The 17,540-nt window shown below is 73.1% G+C and carries 16 protein-coding genes; 15 read left to right on the forward strand and 1 reads right to left on the reverse strand.

From position 1 onward, the window contains the following. The first annotated feature begins 60 nt into the window (after window positions 1-60). The 8 genes from ACZ5GP_RS22085 to ACZ5GP_RS22120 all read left to right on the forward strand — a co-directional run bounded on the left by ACZ5GP_RS22085 (window position 61) and on the right by ACZ5GP_RS22120 (window position 8,752). The gene (locus ACZ5GP_RS22085) at window positions 61-1,167 is read left to right on the forward strand and encodes a quinone-dependent dihydroorotate dehydrogenase (RefSeq protein WP_468752450.1); all 1,107 of its coding nucleotides are present in this window, start codon (window positions 61-63) and stop codon (window positions 1,165-1,167) included. After that, window positions 1,164-2,030: an orotidine-5'-phosphate decarboxylase gene (gene pyrF / locus ACZ5GP_RS22090; protein ID WP_468752451.1), complete on the forward strand. Its 867-nt coding sequence runs from the start codon at window positions 1,164-1,166 to the stop codon at window positions 2,028-2,030. Before ACZ5GP_RS22085 ends, pyrF begins: the two co-directional genes overlap by 4 nt. Before the next feature lie 255 nt (window positions 2,031-2,285). After that, on the forward strand, window positions 2,286-2,609 hold the full coding sequence (locus ACZ5GP_RS22095) for an integration host factor (protein WP_005319887.1): 324 nt from the start codon (window positions 2,286-2,288) through the stop codon (window positions 2,607-2,609). A 38-nt stretch (window positions 2,610-2,647) separates the two neighbouring features. Then, entirely contained in the window at window positions 2,648-3,241 is a 594-nt protein-coding gene (gene gmk / locus ACZ5GP_RS22100) for a guanylate kinase (RefSeq protein WP_468752452.1), read from the forward strand. 52 nt (window positions 3,242-3,293) lie between these two features. Continuing rightward, window positions 3,294-3,566 (forward strand): DNA-directed RNA polymerase subunit omega, encoded by a 273-nt coding sequence (rpoZ, locus tag ACZ5GP_RS22105; protein WP_005319902.1) that lies wholly within the window; start codon window positions 3,294-3,296, stop codon window positions 3,564-3,566. Window positions 3,567-3,675: 109 nt separating this feature from the next. Then, window positions 3,676-4,878 carry a bifunctional phosphopantothenoylcysteine decarboxylase/phosphopantothenate--cysteine ligase CoaBC gene (gene coaBC, locus ACZ5GP_RS22110; RefSeq protein ID WP_468752453.1) on the forward strand — a complete coding sequence of 401 codons (1,203 nt, stop codon included), beginning with the start codon at window positions 3,676-3,678 and terminating at the stop codon, window positions 4,876-4,878. A 381-nt stretch (window positions 4,879-5,259) separates the two neighbouring features. Next, window positions 5,260-6,468 carry a methionine adenosyltransferase gene (metK, locus tag ACZ5GP_RS22115; RefSeq protein ID WP_358583997.1) on the forward strand — a complete coding sequence of 403 codons (1,209 nt, stop codon included), beginning with the start codon at window positions 5,260-5,262 and terminating at the stop codon, window positions 6,466-6,468. Between the two features lie 103 nt (window positions 6,469-6,571). Further along, a complete protein-coding gene (locus ACZ5GP_RS22120; RefSeq protein WP_468752454.1) occupies window positions 6,572-8,752 on the forward strand; it encodes a primosomal protein N' in 2,181 nt (726 codons plus the stop codon). A gap of 697 nt (window positions 8,753-9,449) precedes the next feature. Here the strand turns inward: ACZ5GP_RS22120 and ACZ5GP_RS22125 are convergent. Further along, a complete protein-coding gene (locus ACZ5GP_RS22125) occupies window positions 9,450-10,013 on the reverse strand; it encodes a hypothetical protein (RefSeq protein WP_468752455.1) in 564 nt (187 codons plus the stop codon). Window positions 10,014-10,277: 264 nt separating this feature from the next. Between ACZ5GP_RS22125 and fmt the strand changes: the two genes are divergently transcribed. The 7 genes from fmt to ACZ5GP_RS22160 all read left to right on the forward strand — a co-directional run bounded on the left by fmt (window position 10,278) and on the right by ACZ5GP_RS22160 (window position 17,361). Further along, window positions 10,278-11,222: a methionyl-tRNA formyltransferase gene (gene fmt, locus ACZ5GP_RS22130; protein WP_468752456.1), complete on the forward strand. Its 945-nt coding sequence runs from the start codon at window positions 10,278-10,280 to the stop codon at window positions 11,220-11,222. A gap of 32 nt (window positions 11,223-11,254) precedes the next feature. Beyond that, complete coding sequence (locus ACZ5GP_RS22135) at window positions 11,255-12,715, forward strand: RsmB/NOP family class I SAM-dependent RNA methyltransferase (protein WP_468752457.1); 1,461 nt, start codon at window positions 11,255-11,257, stop codon at window positions 12,713-12,715. 343 nt (window positions 12,716-13,058) lie between these two features. Continuing rightward, window positions 13,059-13,745 carry a ribulose-phosphate 3-epimerase gene (gene rpe / locus ACZ5GP_RS22140; RefSeq protein ID WP_358582236.1) on the forward strand — a complete coding sequence of 229 codons (687 nt, stop codon included), beginning with the start codon at window positions 13,059-13,061 and terminating at the stop codon, window positions 13,743-13,745. 78 nt (window positions 13,746-13,823) lie between these two features. Further along, window positions 13,824-14,876 (forward strand): sugar-binding transcriptional regulator, encoded by a 1,053-nt coding sequence (locus ACZ5GP_RS22145; RefSeq protein ID WP_468752458.1) that lies wholly within the window; start codon window positions 13,824-13,826, stop codon window positions 14,874-14,876. Between the two features lie 74 nt (window positions 14,877-14,950). Then, window positions 14,951-15,340 carry a guanyl-specific ribonuclease gene (locus ACZ5GP_RS22150; protein ID WP_468752459.1) on the forward strand — a complete coding sequence of 130 codons (390 nt, stop codon included), beginning with the start codon at window positions 14,951-14,953 and terminating at the stop codon, window positions 15,338-15,340. Next, window positions 15,337-15,744 (forward strand): barstar family protein, encoded by a 408-nt coding sequence (locus ACZ5GP_RS22155; RefSeq protein ID WP_468752460.1) that lies wholly within the window; start codon window positions 15,337-15,339, stop codon window positions 15,742-15,744. The genes ACZ5GP_RS22150 and ACZ5GP_RS22155 overlap by 4 nt, the downstream gene beginning before the upstream one ends. Before the next feature lie 174 nt (window positions 15,745-15,918). Then, window positions 15,919-17,361, forward strand: coding sequence for a GuaB1 family IMP dehydrogenase-related protein (locus ACZ5GP_RS22160; protein ID WP_468752461.1), 1,443 nt, complete (start codon window positions 15,919-15,921; stop codon window positions 17,359-17,361). Window positions 17,362-17,540 lie beyond the last annotated feature (179 nt).

Raw genomic sequence — 17,540 nt, forward strand, 5'->3', positions numbered from 1 at the left:
CCCCCTCTTCATGAGGCTCATTCGCGGCTCACTCCGAGGCTCTTTCCGAGGACATCGAACATGTACAAGCTCTTCTTCAACCTCGTCTTCAAGCGCATGGACCCGGAGCGGGCCCATCACCTCGCCTTCCGCTGGATCCGCCTCGCGGCCCGCGTTCCCGTGCTGCGCACCTTCCTCGTCGCCGCCCTCGCGCCCCGCCACGAGGAACTGCGCACCGAGGCCCTCGGGCTGCGGATGCACGGGCCGTTCGGGCTCGCGGCGGGCTTCGACAAGAACGCCGTCGCGATCGACGGCATGGCGATGCTCGGCTTCGACCACATCGAGATCGGCACGGTCACGGGCGAGCCCCAGCCCGGCAACCCCAAGAAGCGGCTGTTCCGCCTCGTCCAGGACCGCGCGCTGATCAACCGCATGGGCTTCAACAACGAGGGCTCCGCGGCCGTCGCCGAGCGCCTCGCCTCCCGTAGGCCGGTCTTCAAGGCCGTCGTCGGCGTCAACATCGGCAAGACCAAGGTCGTGCCGGAGGAGGAGGCCGCCGCCGACTACGTGAAGTCGACCGAGCGCCTCGCCCGCCACGCCGACTACCTGGTCGTCAACGTGTCGTCCCCCAACACCCCGGGCCTGCGCAACCTCCAGGCCACCGAGTCGCTGCGGCCCCTGCTGAGCGCCGTGCGCGAGGCCGCCGACCGCAGCGTCGAGGGCCGCCGTGTGCCGCTCCTGGTCAAAATCGCCCCCGACCTCGCGGACGAGGACGTCGACGCCGTCGCGGACCTCGCCGTCGAGCTGGGCCTGGACGGCATCATCGCCACGAACACGACCATCGCGCGCGAGAGCCTCGGTCTGCGGTCCGACCCCTCCCTGGTGCGGGAGACCGGCGGACTCTCCGGAGCGCCCCTCAAGGAGCGCTCCCTGGAGGTCCTGCGCCGCCTCTACGCGCGCGTGGGCGACCGCATCACCCTCGTGGGCGTCGGAGGCGTGGAGAACGCCGAGGACGCCTGGCAGCGCATCCTGGCGGGCGCCACCCTGGTCCAGGGCTACAGCGCCTTCGTCTACGAAGGACCCTTCTGGGCCCGCGCGATCCACAAGGGCCTCGCCGCGCGTCTGAACGCCTCCCCGTACGCCACGCTCGCCGAGGCCGTCGGCGCCGACGCAAGGAAGTCCGCATGAGTGCCGAGGAGATCCGCGTGGGCGCCCCCGAACCCTTCGGCGCCCGCCTGCGCCACGCCATGGACGAGCGGGGCCCGCTCTGCGTCGGCATCGACCCGCACGCCTCACTGCTGTCCGCGTGGGGACTGAACGACGACATCGCGGGCCTGGAGCGCTTTACCGGGACCGTCGTCGAAGCGCTCGCCGGGAGCGTCGCCGTCTTCAAGCCGCAGAGCGCGTTCTTCGAGCGCTTCGGTTCGCGGGGCATCGCCGTCCTGGAGAAGGCGGTCGTCCAGCTGCGCGAGGCCGGCGCCCTGGTCGTCATGGACGCCAAGCGCGGCGACATCGGCTCCACCATGGCCGCGTACGCCGAGACCTTCCTGCAGAAGGACTCCCCGCTGTTCAGCGACGCGCTCACGGTCTCGCCCTACCTCGGGTACGGCTCGCTGAAGCCGGCCGTCGAACTCGCCCGGGAGAACGGTGCGGGGCTCTTCGTGCTGGCGCTCACCTCCAACCCGGAGGGCGCCGAGGTCCAGCACGCGCTGCGCGAGGACGGCCGCACGGTCGCGGCCACCGTCCTTGGCCACCTCGCCGCCGACAACGCCGGCCAGACGCCCCTCGGCTCCTTCGGCGCGGTCGTCGGGGCGACGCTGGGCGACCTCTCCTCCTACGACCTCGGGATCAACGGCCCGCTGCTCGCGCCCGGCATCGGCGCGCAGGGCGCGACCCCGGCCGATCTGCCGGGCGTCTTCGGCGCCGCCGTCCGCAACGTGGTGCCGAGCGTGAGCCGGGGAGTGCTGCGGTACGGGCCGGATGCCGCCGGCCTGCGCGGGGCCGCGGAGCGTTTCGCGGACGAGATCCGGACGGCCGTCGAGGCGGCCTGAAGGGAGCGGTGGAGCGCGCGTTGTGCTCCCGGCGGCGACTCACCGGCCGAAAACCGGTGAGATATGCCGGGAATGTCCGGCTCGACAGAGGCTGACCAGGACTTTTCGTCTGTTCTCGCTGACTCCGGCGGCCATGGCCGCTAGTCTCCGAGGGAGTCAACGGGCAAGCGCGTTGCACGTTGCTCCCCAGGTGTGGGGCGATTAGGTTCCTCACCGGTCCGTATCCGACAGTTCGACATCCGAGGTGACGTAGGCGTGGCTCTTCCGCCCCTTACCCCTGAACAGCGCGCAGCCGCGCTCGAAAAGGCCGCCGCGGCTCGCCGGGAGCGGGCCGAGGTCAAGAATCGACTCAAGCACTCCGGCGCCTCGCTTCACGAGGTCATCAAGCAGGGCCAGGAGAACGATGTCATCGGCAAGATGAAGGTCTCCGCCCTCCTGGAGTCCCTGCCTGGCGTGGGCAAGGTCCGCGCCAAGCAGATCATGGAGCGTCTTGGCATCTCCGAGAGCCGCCGTGTGCGCGGTCTCGGCTCCAACCAGATCGCGTCTCTCGAGCGCGAGTTCGGCGGTGGCGCTGCCTGACGTTCTCAGGCACTCCTGAGAACCTGGATAATCGCTGCATGGCTGCAACATCCCGGGGGACGCCCCCCGTACCCCCGGACGTACGTCCGCGGCTGACCGTGCTCTCCGGCCCTTCCGGGGTCGGCAAGAGCACGGTCGTCGCCCATATGCGCAAAGAACACCCCGAGGTCTGGCTCTCGGTCTCCGCCACCACACGGAAGCCGCGGCCCGGGGAGAAGCACGGAGTCCAGTACTTCTTCGTCTCCGACGAGGAGATGGACAAGCTGATCGCCAACGGCGAGCTGCTGGAGTGGGCCGAGTTCGCCGGCAACCGCTACGGCACTCCGCGGCGTGCCGTGATGGAGCGCCTGGAGGCGGGCGAGCCCGTCCTCCTGGAGATCGATCTCCAGGGCGCGCGCCTGGTGCGCGAGTCGATGCCCGAGGCGCAGCTCGTCTTCCTCGCCCCGCCGAGCTGGGACGAGCTGGTCCGCCGGCTCACCGGCCGCGGGACCGAGGCGCCCGAGGTGATCGAGCGCAGGCTGGCCGCCGCCAGGATCGAGCTGGCCGCCGAGGCCGAGTTCGACACGACCCTCGTCAACACCTCCGTCGAGGACGTGGCCCGCGAGCTGCTAGCCTTGATGAGAGTTCTCTGATCTTTACCCCTGTCTTGACCCTTCTGGTCTTGACCCCATCGGAAGGCGAAGAGTGTCCTCTTCCATCACCGCGCCCGAGGGCATCATCAACCCGCCGATTGATGAGCTGCTCGAAGCCACCGACTCGAAGTACAGCCTCGTGATCTACGCCGCCAAGCGCGCGCGCCAGATCAACGCGTACTACTCGCAGCTCGGTGAGGGCCTCCTGGAGTACGTCGGCCCCCTCGTGGACACGCACGTCCACGAGAAGCCGCTCTCCATCGCGCTCCGCGAGATCAACGCGGGCCTGCTGACCTCCGAGGCCATCGAGGGCCCCGCCCAGTAGGCGCTGTTCGTTCTCTCACCACAGGCCCGGCAGCGCGACTGCCGGGCCTGTGGTGTGTCATGGAGTCGTACGTCTCCGACTGCGGAGATCCAAGTGCGGGGAGGCACGGGTGAGCAAGCCCAAGGTCGTTCTGGGGGTCAGCGGTGGCATCGCCGCCTACAAGGCGTGCGAGCTGCTGCGGCGGCTGACCGAGTCGGGCCATGACGTGCGCGTCGTGCCGACCGCGTCGGCGCTGCACTTCGTCGGCGCCGCGACCTGGTCCGCCCTGTCCGGCAACCCCGTCTCGACGGAGGTCTGGTCCGACGTCCACGAGGTGCCGCACGTGCGCATCGGGCAGCACGCCGACCTCGTGATCGTCGCCCCCGCCACCGCCGACATGCTCGCCAAGGCGGCGCACGGCCTCGCCGACGACCTGCTCACCAACACCCTGCTCACCGCCCGCTGTCCGGTGGTCTTCGCGCCGGCCATGCACACGGAGATGTGGGAGCACCCGGCCACCCAGGAGAACGTCGCCACGCTCCGGCGCCGCGGCGCCCTGGTCGTCGAGCCCGCGGTCGGCCGGCTCACCGGCGTCGACACCGGCAAGGGCCGCTTCCCGGACCCCGTCGAGCTCTTCGAGGTCGTACGCCGGGTCCTGGCGCGCGGCGACCGGGCGCGGGACCTCGCCGGGCGCCACGTGGTGGTCAGCGCCGGCGGCACCCGCGAGCCCCTCGACCCCGTCCGCTTCCTCGGCAACCGCTCCTCCGGCAAGCAGGGCTACGCGTTCGCCCGCAGCGCGGCCGCGCGGGGCGCCCGGGTCACGCTCGTGGCGGCGAACACCGCGCTGCCGGACCCGGCCGGTGTCGACGTCGTGCCGGTCGGCACTGCCGTGCAGCTCCGCGAGGCCGTCCTGAAGGCCGCGGCCGACGCCGACGCCGTCGTGATGGCCGCCGCCGTGGCCGACTTCCGCCCCGCGACGTACGCGGCGGGGAAGATCAAGAAGAAGGACGGCCAGGAACCGGCGCCCATCACCCTGGTCCGCAACCCCGACGTCCTCGCCGAGATCGCCGGGGACAGGGCCCGTTCCGGCCAGGTGGTCGTCGGCTTCGCCGCCGAGACGGACGACGTCCTCGCCAACGGCCGGGCCAAGCTGGCCCGCAAGGGCTGTGATCTCCTCGTCGTCAACGAGGTCGGCGAGCGCAAGACCTTCGGCTCCGAGGAGAACGAGGCACTCGTGCTCGGCGCGGACGGCTCCGAGACGCCGGTGCCGCACGGGCCGAAGGAGGCCCTGGCCGACACGGTCTGGGACCTGGTCGTGGAGCGGCTCTCCTGAGGCGGTGTCGCCGAGCGGCTTCCCTGAGGGGCTTCCGTCTCCCCGCGTTCCTCGCCTCTTTTCCTTCGTTCCCTTTCCTCTTGTGGCGGAACTCGGCCACAATGCGGTGCGTTACTTGACCGGGTCTCCCTCATCGGGGCTCAATGTCATCTTCGTACCACCAGCGGCCGCAAACCCGGGGAAATGGGGCGAGAGGGCCTCTGGCGGAGATCGATCGCCGTACCGCACAATGCAGTGCCGCAGGTCACAGGCTCCCAAGTGGCGAGACACGTGGTCCGGCGGACAGGTGTGACCGATAAACTGGTCTCGGACGACGCCGGGCGCAGCTCCCGGCCGTCCATCAATGATCAGCCAGCAGCCGCTGCAACCACAGGGAGCGATGTGTCCCGGCGCCTCTTTACCTCGGAGTCTGTGACCGAAGGTCACCCCGACAAGATCGCTGACCAGATCAGCGACACCATTCTCGACGCGCTTTTGCGGGAGGACCCGAAGTCCCGGGTCGCCGTGGAGACGCTGATCACCACCGGCCTCGTCCACGTGGCCGGCGAGGTCACGACGAAGGCGTACGCGCCGATCGCGCAGCTCGTGCGCGACAAGATCCTCGAGATCGGGTACGACTCCTCGAAGAAGGGCTTCGACGGCGCCTCCTGCGGCGTCTCGGTGTCCATCGGCTCGCAGTCCCCCGACATCGCGCAGGGCGTCGACACGGCCTACGAGCAGCGTGTGGAGGGCGACGAGGACGAGCTGGACAAGCAGGGCGCGGGCGACCAGGGCCTGATGTTCGGCTACGCCTGCGACGAGACGCCCGAGCTGATGCCGCTCCCGATCCACCTCGCGCACCGCCTCTCGCGGCGCCTGTCCGAGGTGCGCAAGAACGGGACCATCCCCTACCTGCGCCCCGACGGCAAGACCCAGGTCACCATCGAGTACGACGGCGACAAGGCCGTCCGTCTCGACACGGTCGTGGTCTCCTCGCAGCACGCCAGCGACATCGACCTGGACTCGCTGCTCGCTCCCGACATCCGCGAGTTCGTGGTCGAGGCCGAGCTGAAGGCGCTCCTCGACGACGGCATCAAGCTGGACACCGAGGGCTACCGCCTGCTGGTCAACCCCACCGGCCGCTTCGAGATCGGCGGCCCGATGGGCGACGCCGGCCTCACCGGCCGCAAGATCATCATCGACACGTACGGCGGCATGGCCCGCCACGGCGGTGGCGCGTTCTCCGGCAAGGACCCGTCCAAGGTCGACCGCTCGGCCGCCTACGCGATGCGCTGGGTCGCCAAGAACGTCGTGGCGGCCGGCCTCGCGGCCCGCTGCGAGGTCCAGGTCGCGTACGCCATCGGCAAGGCCGAGCCGGTCGGTCTGTTCGTCGAGACCTTCGGCACGGCCACGATCGACACGGACAAGATCGAGACGGCCATCAGCGAGGTCTTCGACCTGCGCCCGGCCGCGATCATCCGCGACCTCGACCTGCTGCGTCCGATCTACTCGCAGACCGCCGCGTACGGCCACTTCGGCCGGGCGATCCCCGACTTCACGTGGGAGCGCACGGACCGCGTGGACGCGCTGCGCAAGGCGGCGGGGCTGTAGTCCCGTTCCGTTCCACTTGGTCGAGGCCCGGTATCCCCCTGGGGGGATGCCGGGCCTCGGCGGTTTTCCGGCGCTGTCGGTGCGGTCTGGTAGGAATGCTGCTGTGAGCAGGGAGAACGGGCCGGGTGTGGGTGAGGGCGCCGCGGGCGGGGTGCCCGAGGGCGAGCAGCTCGCGTTGATCCGGGAGAGCGTGCGGGGCGCCAAGGTGCCGCGGGCCAAGCCGCGGACGTGGCGGGGGGCGGCGCTGGCCAAGGAGCTGCCGGTGGCCCGCGTCCTGGTCGACAAGGGCGTGCTGCACCTCGACCGGTACTTCGACTACGCCGTGCCCGAGGAACTGGACGCCGTGGCACAGCCCGGGGTCAGGGTGCGGGTCCGGTTCGGCGCCGGGGCGCGCAATGTGCGCGAGGGGCGGCGCGAGGGCGGCGGACTGATCGACGGGTTCATCGTCGAGCGGCGGGCCGAGAGCGAGTACACCGGCCCGCTGGCCGCACTGGCGCAGGTCGTCTCGCCGGAGCCGGTGCTCGACCAGGGCCTCCTGGAGCTGGCCCGCGCCGTCGCCGACCGGTACGCGGGCAGCCTCGCCGACGTGCTGCAGTTGGCCGTCCCGCCCCGGCACGCGCGGGCCGAGGCCAAGGCCGCCTCCGCCCCCGCCGCGGCCCCGCCGCCGCCCGACGCCGGGACCTGGCGCCGCTATGGGCACGGGGCCGAGTTCCTCGGGGCCCTCGCCTCGGGCGGCTCGCCCCGCGCGGTGTGGACGGCGCTGCCGGGGCCGCAGTGGGCCGAGGAGATCGCACGCGCCGTGCAGGCCACCCTCGCCTCGGGGCGCGGCGCGCTCGTGGTCGTGCCGACCGGGCGGCCCGCCGCGCGCGTGGACGCCGCGCTCACGGCGCTCCTCGGCGAGGGGCGGCACGCGCTGCTGACCGCCGACGCCGGGCAGGAGCGGCGCTATCGGGAGTGGCTGTCCGTGCGGCGCGGTGAGGTGCGGGCCGTCGTCGGGACCCGGGCCGCCATGTTCGCGCCCGTACGGGACCTGGGGCTCGTGGTGATCTGGGACGACGGCGATTCCAGCCACAGCGACGACCACGCGCCCTTCCCGCATGTGCGGGAGGTCCTGGAGCTGCGGGCGGCGCGGGACAAGTGCGGCTTTCTGCTGGGGGGATGGAGCTGCACGGTCGAGGCCGCCCAGCTCGTCGAGTCCGGCTGGGCCGCGCCGCTCGTCGCCGACCGCGAGCAGGTGCGCGGCGCCGCGCCGCTGGTGCGCACGGTGGGCGACGGCGACCTCGCGCGGGACGAGGCGGCGCGGGCCGCACGGCTGCCGACGCTGGCCTGGCGGGCCGTCCGGGAGGGTCTCAAGCACGGGCCCGTCCTGGTCCAGGTGCCGCGCCGCGGGTATGTGCCGCGGCTGGCGTGCGAGCGGTGCCGGGAGCCCGCGCGGTGCCGGCGGTGTGCGGGGCCGTTGGAGGCGCAGGAGAGCGGGTCGGCTCTGCGGTGCGGCTGGTGCGGGGTGCCCGAGGCCGCCTGGCACTGCGGTTCCTGCGGCGGGTTCCGGTTGCGGGCGCAGATCGTGGGGGCGCGGCGGACCGCCGAGGAGCTGGGCCGGGCGTTCCCGGCGGTGCCGGTGCGGACCTCCGGGCGTGAGCAGGTGCTGGACACGGTGCCGGGGGCGCCCGCGCTGGTGGTCAGTACGCCGGGGGCGGAGCCTGTCGCCGAGGGCGGTTACGCCGCCGCTCTGCTGCTCGACGGCTGGGCCATGCTCGGGCGGCCCGACCTGCGGGCGGGGGAGGACGCGCTGCGGCGGTGGATCGGGGCGGCCGCGCTCGTGCGTCCCCAGGGGGAGGGCGGCACGGTGGTGATCGTCGCTGAGCCCACGCTGCGGCCCGTGCAGGCGCTCGTACGGTGGGACCCGGTCGGGCACGCGGTGCGGGAGCTGGAGGAGCGGGCCGAGCTGAACTTTCCGCCGGTCTCGCGCATGGCGGCGGTCTCCGGGCCGCCGGAAGCACTCAGGGGGTTCCTCGCCGGGGCCGAACTGCCACCGGAAGCCGTGGTGTTGGGCCCGGTGCCGGTCCAGGAGGCGATGCCCGGTCCCGCCCGGCGGCCGGGAGCGGCGCCGGTCGGCGAGCGGTGGGAGCGGGTGCTGATCCGGGTACCGCCGGGGAGCGGCGCCGCGCTCGCCTCCGCACTGAAGGTGGCGCAGGCCGCGCGGATGGCCCGGGGAGCGAAGGGCACCAAGGAGGCCGGCACAGAGCCGGTCCGCATCCGCGTGGACCCCCCGGACATCGGCTGAGGACGACCGGCCACGGCTTCCCGTTCCCGGGCCTCAGGGGCGCGGGGGTGCGGCTTCTGTTGTTGGGGGGTGCTGGGGTTCCCTCAGGGGCGCGGGGAACTGCGCGCTCGGCCACGGTGTGCCTGCGGGGGCTGGCCGGGCGGGGTGACGGGGGTGCGGCTTCTGTTGTTGGGGGGTGCTGGGGCTCCCTCAGGGGCGGGGGGAACTGCGCGCTCGGCCACGGTGTGCCTGCGGGGGCTAGCCGGGCGGGGTGACGGGGGTGCGGCTTCTGTTGTTGGGGGGCGGCCGAGGCTCCCTCAGGGGCGCGGGGAACTGCGCGCTCGGCCACGGCGTGCCTGCGGGGGCTGGCCGGGGGGCGTTGGGTGGTTCTTTGTGGTCGGGCGGGGTGACGGGGGTGCGGCTTCTGTTGTTGGGGGTGCTGGGGCTCCCTCAGGGGCGCGGGGAACTGCGCGCTCGGCCACGGCGTGCCCGCGGGGGCTGACCGGGGGCCTTGGGCGCTGCTTCCTGGCCGGCCGGGGACACGGACGTGCGGCGGCCTGCCGCCGGGCGGGTGGCGGATGTGCGACTCCCGTTCCCGGCGAGCGGGCGGGGCCACGCGGCAGTCCCGCTTCCCCGCCCCCGGCGGTCCCGTACGCAGGCGACTGCCTCCTCACCGGGCGGGGCGAGGAGGCAGGGAAGGGGGGGCGAGGGGGGCGAGTCAGCCGCTGCGGGGGGCGGGGAAGGCGTTCGGCCTGGTCTCGTCGCGGAGGCTGGGGCTGCCCGCGGTCGGCTGGGTCGGCATCGTACGGGCCGCGGGGACGGACGGCAGGGGAGCGCCGACCGGGACCGGGCGGGTGGCCGTGACCGTGGCGGTCGTGGTGGTCGCGGCCGGAGCCTCCGTCGCGCGCTCCGCCTCGGCCGCCGCCTGGGTGGTGGCCCGCCGGGCCCCGTACCGACGGTGGACGGCCTGCTTGGTGACGCCGAGGGCCGAGCCCACCGCGTCCCACGAGAACCCGAGCGAGCGGTCGAAGTCCACCGCGGCGGTGACCAGCGTCTCGACGCTGTCCCGCAGTTCCTGGGCGAGTCGGACGGTCGGGGCGGGGGCCCGCCCGTAGACGACGAACCCCGCGGAGGGGCTGGAGCGGCGCGGGCGGTAGACGTTGCCGAGCTGGGCGGTGAGGGTCCGCAGTGCGTCCACCTGCCGGCGGACCCGCTCGATGTCCCGCACCAGGAGGTGCAGGCTGGCCCGGGCCTGGGCGTCGTGGGTTGCGTGGTCGGCCATGAACAAGCCTCTCGAACCGGCGTTGCAAAGGATCGGGCCGCGTCCGCGGCCCAGGGTGGTCAACTCTCTCTTGACCAACGCGCCAGGTCGTGAGGGGTCACGGTGCAGGGGCGTATGCGCATATGCACGGGGCGTGCGGCGCTTCGTACGCCCCGGGGAGCGTCAACGCCAGGCACCGGCGGGGCCGTCCTGGGCGGGGCCCGCGGGCGGCCCATAGACTGGTGCGCTGCCGTCGCTCCCACCAGAGATCCGAGGTACCACCCAGTGAAGCTCGTCTTCGCAGGCACTCCCGAGGTCGCCGTCCCCGCGCTGGACGCCCTGATCGCCTCCGGCCGGCACGAGGTCGCCGCCGTCGTGACCCGCCCCGACGCGCCCGCGGGCCGTGGGCGCAGGCTCGTCGCCAGCCCGGTCGCGGAGCGCGCGCAGGAGGCCGGCATCGAGGTGCTCAAGCCCGCGAAGCCGCGTGACGAGGACTTCCTGGCGCGGCTGCGGGAGATCGGCCCGGACTGCTGCCCCGTCGTCGCCTATGGCGCCCTGCTGCCCAAGGTCGCGCTCGACGTGCCGGCGCGCGGCTGGGTCAACCTGCACTTCTCGCTGCTGCCCGCCTGGCGCGGCGCCGCGCCGGTGCAGCACGCCGTGCTGGCGGGCGACGAGATCACCGGCGCGTCGACGTTCCTGATCGAGCAGGGACTCGACTCCGGGCCGGTGTACGGCACGGTGACCGAGGAGGTGCGGCCCACCGACACCAGCGGCGACCTGCTCACCCGCCTCGCCTTCGCCGGCTCGGGGCTGCTGCTCGCGACCATGGACGGCATCGAGGACGGCAGCCTGCAGGCGGTGCCGCAGCCGGCCGACGGCGTCACCCTCGCCCCGAAGATCACCGTCGAGGACGCCCAGGTGGACTGGGCCGCACCCGCCCTGCGCGTGGACCGCGTGGTGCGCGGCTGCACGCCCGCGCCCGGCGCCTGGACCGTCTTCCGCGGCGAACGGCTGAAGATCATCCAGGCCGCGCAGGTGCCCGACCGCACGGACCTCGCGCCCGGCGAGCTGTCCGCCGCCAAGAACAACGTGTACGTCGGTTCCGGCTCGCACGCCGTCGAGCTGCTCTGGGTCCAGCCGCAGGGCAAGAAGCCGATGCGCGGCGCCGACTGGGCGCGTGGGGTGCGGATCGCCCCCGATGAGCGCCTCGGCGGTGGCGACGTAGGCTGAGTGGGTTCGCCCCATCCAGCAGCGGAGCACCTTTGAACGACCAGCCGAACCGGCGCCCCCGCAAGCCCTCCGGTCAGCCGGGCAAGCCCGGCAAGCCCTACCGCCGGCCCCAGAAGGACCCCGTCCGCTTCCTCGCCTTCGAGGCGCTGCGCGCCGTGGACGAGCGGGACGCGTACGCGAACCTCGTCCTGCCGCCCCTGCTGCGCAAGGCCAGGGAGAAGGAGGGGCCCGAGAAGTTCGACGCGCGGGACGCGGCGCTCGCCACCGAACTCGTCTACGGGACACTGCGCCGCCAGGGGACGTACGACGCGATCGTGGCGGCCTGCGTCGACCGGCCGCTGCGCGAGGTCGACCCGCCGGTCCTCGACGTGCTCAACCTCGGCGTGCACCAGCTGCTCGGTACGCGCATCCCGACGCACGCCGCCGTCTCCGCCTCGGTGGAGCTGGCGCGCGTGGTGCTCGGCGACGGGCGGGCCAAGTTCGTCAACGCCGTGTTGCGCAAGGTCGCCCAGCACGACCTCGACGGCTGGGTGGAGAAGGTCGCGCCGCCCTACGAGGAGGACCCCGAGGACCATCTGGCCGTCGTGCACTCGCACCCCCGCTGGGTCGTCTCGGCGCTGTGGGACTCGCTCGGCGGCGGCCGCGCCGGCATCGAGGACCTGCTCGAAGCCGACAACGAACGCCCCGAGGTCACCCTCGTGGCGCGCCCCGGCCGGGCCACCGCGCAGGAACTGCTGCACTCCGTGGGGGAGGACTCGGCGCTGCCGGGCCGCTGGTCGCCGTATGCCGTGCGGCTCAGCGAGGGCGGTGAGCCCGGTCTGGTCGAGGCGGTGCGCGAGGGCCGCGCCGGTGTGCAGGACGAGGGCAGCCAGCTCGTCGCGCTCGCCCTGGCGAACGCCCCACTGGAGGGCCCCGACACCAAGTGGCTCGACGGGTGCGCGGGCCCCGGCGGCAAGGCGGCCCTGCTCGCCGGGCTCGCCGCCGAACGCGGCGCCGTGCTGCTCGCCTCCGAGAAGCTGCCGCACCGGGCCGGCCTGGTCGCCCAGTCCCTGCGCGGCAACCCCGGCCCCTACCAGGTGATCGCCGCCGACGGCACCCGCCCGCCGTGGCGGCCCGGCACCTTCGACCGGGTCCTGATGGACGTGCCCTGCACCGGCCTCGGCGCGCTGCGCAGGCGCCCGGAGGCCCGCTGGCGGCGCCGCCCGCAGGACCTGGACGGCTTCGCCCCGCTGCAACGCTCCCTGCTGCGCACGGCGTTGGAGTCCGTACGCGTGGGAGGCGTCGTCGGGTACGCCACCTGCTCGCCGCATCTGGCCGAGACCCGGGCGGTCGTCGACGACGTCGTCAAACACAGCGACGGCGCCGAACTGCTCGACGCGCGCTCGCTGCTCCCCGGCGTCCCGGCGCTGGGCGAGGGCCCGGACGTACAGCTGTGGCCGCATCTGCACGGGACGGACGCGATGTATCTGGCGCTGATCCGGCGGACCGCCTGATCCGGAGATCCGCCCTCTCCGCCTGAGCCGTGAGCCGCCTGAGCCGCGTGGACCGCGGGCGGTGCAGGGCAGTGCAGGGCGATGCAGGGCGATGCAGGCTTCGCGATAGCGAGTGCCCGGCGTCCGGTGTCGCCGTAGCGGGCGGCGAGAGGGGAAGCACTTGCCCCGCAGCCCCCGGCCTCGCGCGCGCCTTCGACGGCGCGGGCGGGGCCCTCGTCGCGCGGACCGTCCTTCGCGGGCGTACACGGCACGGTGGGGCACGCGGCACCCGGCCGCGCGGGGCGCCGTGCCCACGGCTCGGACCGCGGTCCGCGGTGGGGGCCGGGCATGGGAGGCTTGGGGCATGGCCGTGCAGATCAACCCCAGCATCCTGTCCGCGGACTTCGCCCGCCTCGCCGAGGAGGCGAAGGCCGTCGAGGGCGCCGACTGGCTCCATGTCGACGTGATGGACAACCACTTCGTCCCCAACCTCACCCTCGGTGTGCCGGTCGTGGAGGCGCTGGCCCGCGCGACGGACACGCCCCTCGACTGCCACCTGATGATCGAGGACCCCGACCGCTGGGCCCCGCAGTACGTCGAGGCGGGCGCCGGATCGGTCACCTTCCACGCGGAGGCCGCCGCCGCTCCCGTGCGGCTGGCCCGCGAGATCCGCGCGAAGGGCGCCCGCGCCTCCATGGCCCTCAAGCCGGCGACGCCCATCGAGCCGTACGAGGACCTGCTGCGCGAGCTCGACATGCTGCTGATCATGACGGTCGAGCCGGGCTTTGGGGGACAGGCGTTCCTCGACATCATGCTGCCCAAGATCCGCCGCACCCGTGAACTGATCGGCAAGCACGGCCTGGAGCTGTGGCTCCAGGTCGACGGCGGGGTGTCCGCCGACACCATCGAGCGCTGCGCGGAGGCCGGAGCCGACGTCTTCGTCGCGGGCTCCGCGGTCTACGGCGCCACGGACCCGGCGGAAGCGGTACGTTCACTGCGTGCCCAAGCGACGGCAAAGACCGCGTCAAGCGCCTGGGCATGCGGCCACTGAGCCACGGGAACGTGAACGCAGTCCCTCAGGGCTGATCGACCAGGCCGGATCTGCAAGGATGAGCGGCGAACCCAGTTTGTGAACAGCAGTGAGGAGAGCGCCGTGTCGGCCATGTCGGCGGGTCGGTCAGCCATGCGGATGGGCCCCGCGGAGCTGGTGCAGGCGGCGGCCATGGCCCGCCGCTTCTACCTCGAGGGCAAGTCCAAGATCCAGATCGCCGAGGAGTTCGGCGTCAGCCGCTTCAAGGTGGCCCGGGTCCTGGAGACGGCCCTGGAGCGGGATCTCGTGCGCATCGAGATCCGGGTCCCGGCGGAGTTGGACGCCGAGCGCTCGGACGCGCTGCGCGCCCGCTACGGCCTGCGGCACGCCGTCGTGGTGGAGTCCCCGGCGCCCACCGACGAGATCGAGGACTCTCCCGACCCGGAGAACCTCGGCGAGGTCGCGGCGGACCTGCTCGGCGAACTGGTCAACGAGGGCGATGTGCTCGGCCTCGCCTGGGGCCGCTCCACGATCCACATGGCGGCGGCGCTCGACCAACTGCCGCCGTGCACGGTCGTGCAGCTGACCGGTGTCTACGACGCGGGGACCGCCGAGCGCGGCTCCGTGGAGGCCGTGCGGCGCGCCGCCCAGGTCTCCGGCGGCGAGGCCCACCCCATCTACGCGCCGATGCTGCTGCCCGACCCGGCCACCGCGGCGGCGCTGCGCAACCAGACCGGCATCGCCCGCGCCTTCGAGTACTTCGACAAGGTGACGGTCGCCGCGGTCTCCATCGGCTCCTGGGAGCGGGGCATCTCCACCGTGCACGACATGCTCAGCGACGAGGAGCGGGCGCACTACGCCTCCCTCGGCGTGGCGGCGGAGATGTCGGCGCACCTGTTCGACGCCGAGGGGCGTCGCGTCGGCCGGGATCTCGGGGAGCGGTGCATCACCGTCGAGGCGGACCGGCTGCGGCGCATTCCCGAGGTCGTCGCCATCGCCGGCGGGCAGCGCAAGGCCGCGGCCATCGACGCGGTGCTGCGGTCCGGGCTCGTCACCAGCCTGGTCACGGACACCGCCGCCGCCGATCAGCTGCTGGTCGCCGGGCCCGCCCCACGGCCCGCGCTGGACAGGGCGGACCCCGACGGCAGGTGACCGGCCGCGGCTCCGCGTGGCCGTTAGGACGGTTCCCCGCGCCCCGCGCGGGGCGCTGTGGCAGGGTCTCTTGCATGGTGAGCCGGTTTGTCCCCCGCGTGCTGGGGATCGTGCTGATGTGTCTCGCCGTGCTGGTGAGCGGGTGCGCGCCGGACGCCTCCTCCGCACCGGACTGGGCCCGCGGCATGGACACCGTCCGGGCCGACCGGCTGCCCGCCGAGGCCCGGCTGACCCTGCGGCGCATCGATGACGGCGGCCCGTTCCCGTACGAGAAGGACGGTGCCGTCTTCGGTAACTTCGAGCGGAAGCTCCCCCGCGAGGAACGCGGCCACTACCGCGAGTACACCGTCCGCACGCCCGGTGAGCGCGACCGCGGCGCCCGGCGCATCGTCACCGGGAGCGGCGGCGAGGTCTACTACACCGATGACCACTACGCGTCCTTCAAGGCGGTGCTGAGGCGATGACCGACGTACCCGACCCCCTCACCCCGGCATCCGACCCCCTCGCGCCCGTCCTCGATGCTGCGCGCGGCGCCGGGTGGACCACCGCGGCGCTCTCCCTGGCGGGAGTGACGGACAAGGCGGCCTTCATGGAGCGCTGCGCCCGGAGCCTTGGCCTGCCCGAGTGGTTCGGGCACAACTGGGACGCCCTCGCCGACTGCCTCACCGACCTGTCCTGGGCGCCCCGCGCCCGCGGGCGGCTGCTCGTCGTCTCCGGCTGGCAGGAGTACGCCCGGGCCGAGCCGGGGGAGTGGGAGATCGCGCAGGAGGTCTTCTCCTCGGCGGTCGAGCACTGGCGGGGCGCGGAGACCGGACTGGAGATCGTCCTCGCCCTGGGACCGCCCCGCACGGAGCGTGGCGAGGGCTGAACCGAACGTCTCGTTCCCGATACGCCCTTGGAGGATCCGACCATCGCCCCCGCGACCGGCCTGGGTGATCGTCCCAGGCGGCACGGGCCCCATGGCATGGGACAATGAAGTACGTGCTTTTCCCTCGGCCTAACTGTCCGGGGGCCACCTCTGATCGACTGGGATGAGCAGCACGTGCGCTTCCTCAATGACATCCAGCCTGCGTACGACCTGACGTACGACGACGTCTTCATGGTCCCGAGGCGCTCCGCCGTCGGCTCCCGCCAGGGCGTCGACCTCACCTCGCCCGACGGCACGGGCACCACGATCCCGCTGGTCGTCGCCAACATGACCGCGATCGCCGGCCGCCGCATGGCCGAGACCGTCGCCCGCCGCGGCGGCCTCGTCGTCATCCCCCAGGACATTCCGATCGAGGTCGTCACCGAGGTCGTCACCTGGGTCAAGACGCGCCACCACGTCCTGGACACCCCGATCGTCCTGGCCCCCACGCAGACCGTCGCGGACGCGCTCGCCCTGCTGCCCAAGCGCGCGCACAACGCGGGCGTCGTGGTCGACGGCGACCGGAAGCCCGTCGGCGTCGTCACCGACACCGACCTGACCGGCGTGGACCGCTTCACGCAGCTCTCCGAGGTCATGTCCAAGGACCTGGTGCTCCTGGACGCCGACATCGACCCGCGCGACGCCTTCAACAAGCTGGACCACGCCAACCGCAGGTACGCCCCCGCCGTGGACAAGGACGGCCGCCTCGCGGGCATCCTGACCCGCACGGGCGCCCTGCGCGCCACCCTCTACACCCCGGCCGTGGACGCCGAGGGCCGCCTGCGCATCGCCGCCGCCGTCGGCATCAACGGCGACGTGGCGGGCAAGGCCAAGCAGCTGCTCGACGCGGGCGTCGACACGCTCGTCGTGGACACGGCGCACGGCCACCAGGAGTCGATGATCGCCGCCGTCAGGGCCGTGCGCTCGCTCGACCCGCAGGTCCCGATCGTCGCCGGCAACATCGTCGCCGCCGAGGGCGTGCGCGACCTCATCGAGGCCGGCGCCGACATCATCAAGGTCGGCGTGGGCCCCGGCGCCATGTGCACCACGCGCATGATGACCGGCGTCGGCCGCCCGCAGTTCTCCGCCGTGCTCGAATGCGCCGCCGAGGCCAAGAAGTACGGCAAGCACGTCTGGGCCGACGGCGGTGTCCGCCACCCGCGCGACGTCGCCATGGCGCTGGCCGCCGGCGCCTCGAACGTCATGATCGGCTCCTGGTTCGCCGGGACGTACGAGTCCCCGGGCGACCTCCAGCACGACGCCCAGGGCCGCGCCTACAAGGAGTCCTTCGGCATGGCCTCGGCCCGCGCCGTGCGCAACCGCACGAGCGAGGAGTCGGCGTACGACCGCGCCCGCAAGGCGCTCTTCGAGGAGGGCATCTCGACCTCCCGCATGTTCCTGGACCCGACCCGTCCCGGCGTCGAGGACCTGATCGACTCGATCATCGCGGGCGTCCGCTCCTCCTGCACGTACGCGGGCGCGGCCTCCCTCGCGGAGTTCGCCGAGAAGGCCACGGTCGGCGTCCAGAGCGCCGCCGGCTACGCGGAGGGCAAGCCCCTGCACGCCAGCTGGAGCTAGCCGCCATCGCACCCCACGAAGGCCCCCGCGGCGATCTCCGCGGGGGCCTTCGGCATGCCTCGCGACCCCCCGAACGCAACGGACGAAACGGACTGCGCAACGATCTGACGTCCAGGGCGCAAGTGCGCAATGATCGTCCGCCGGTGCGCAAGGTTGCTGCATTACGGCCGGGAAGGCAT

This window comes from Streptomyces sp. NPDC031466, from assembly GCF_055581265.1.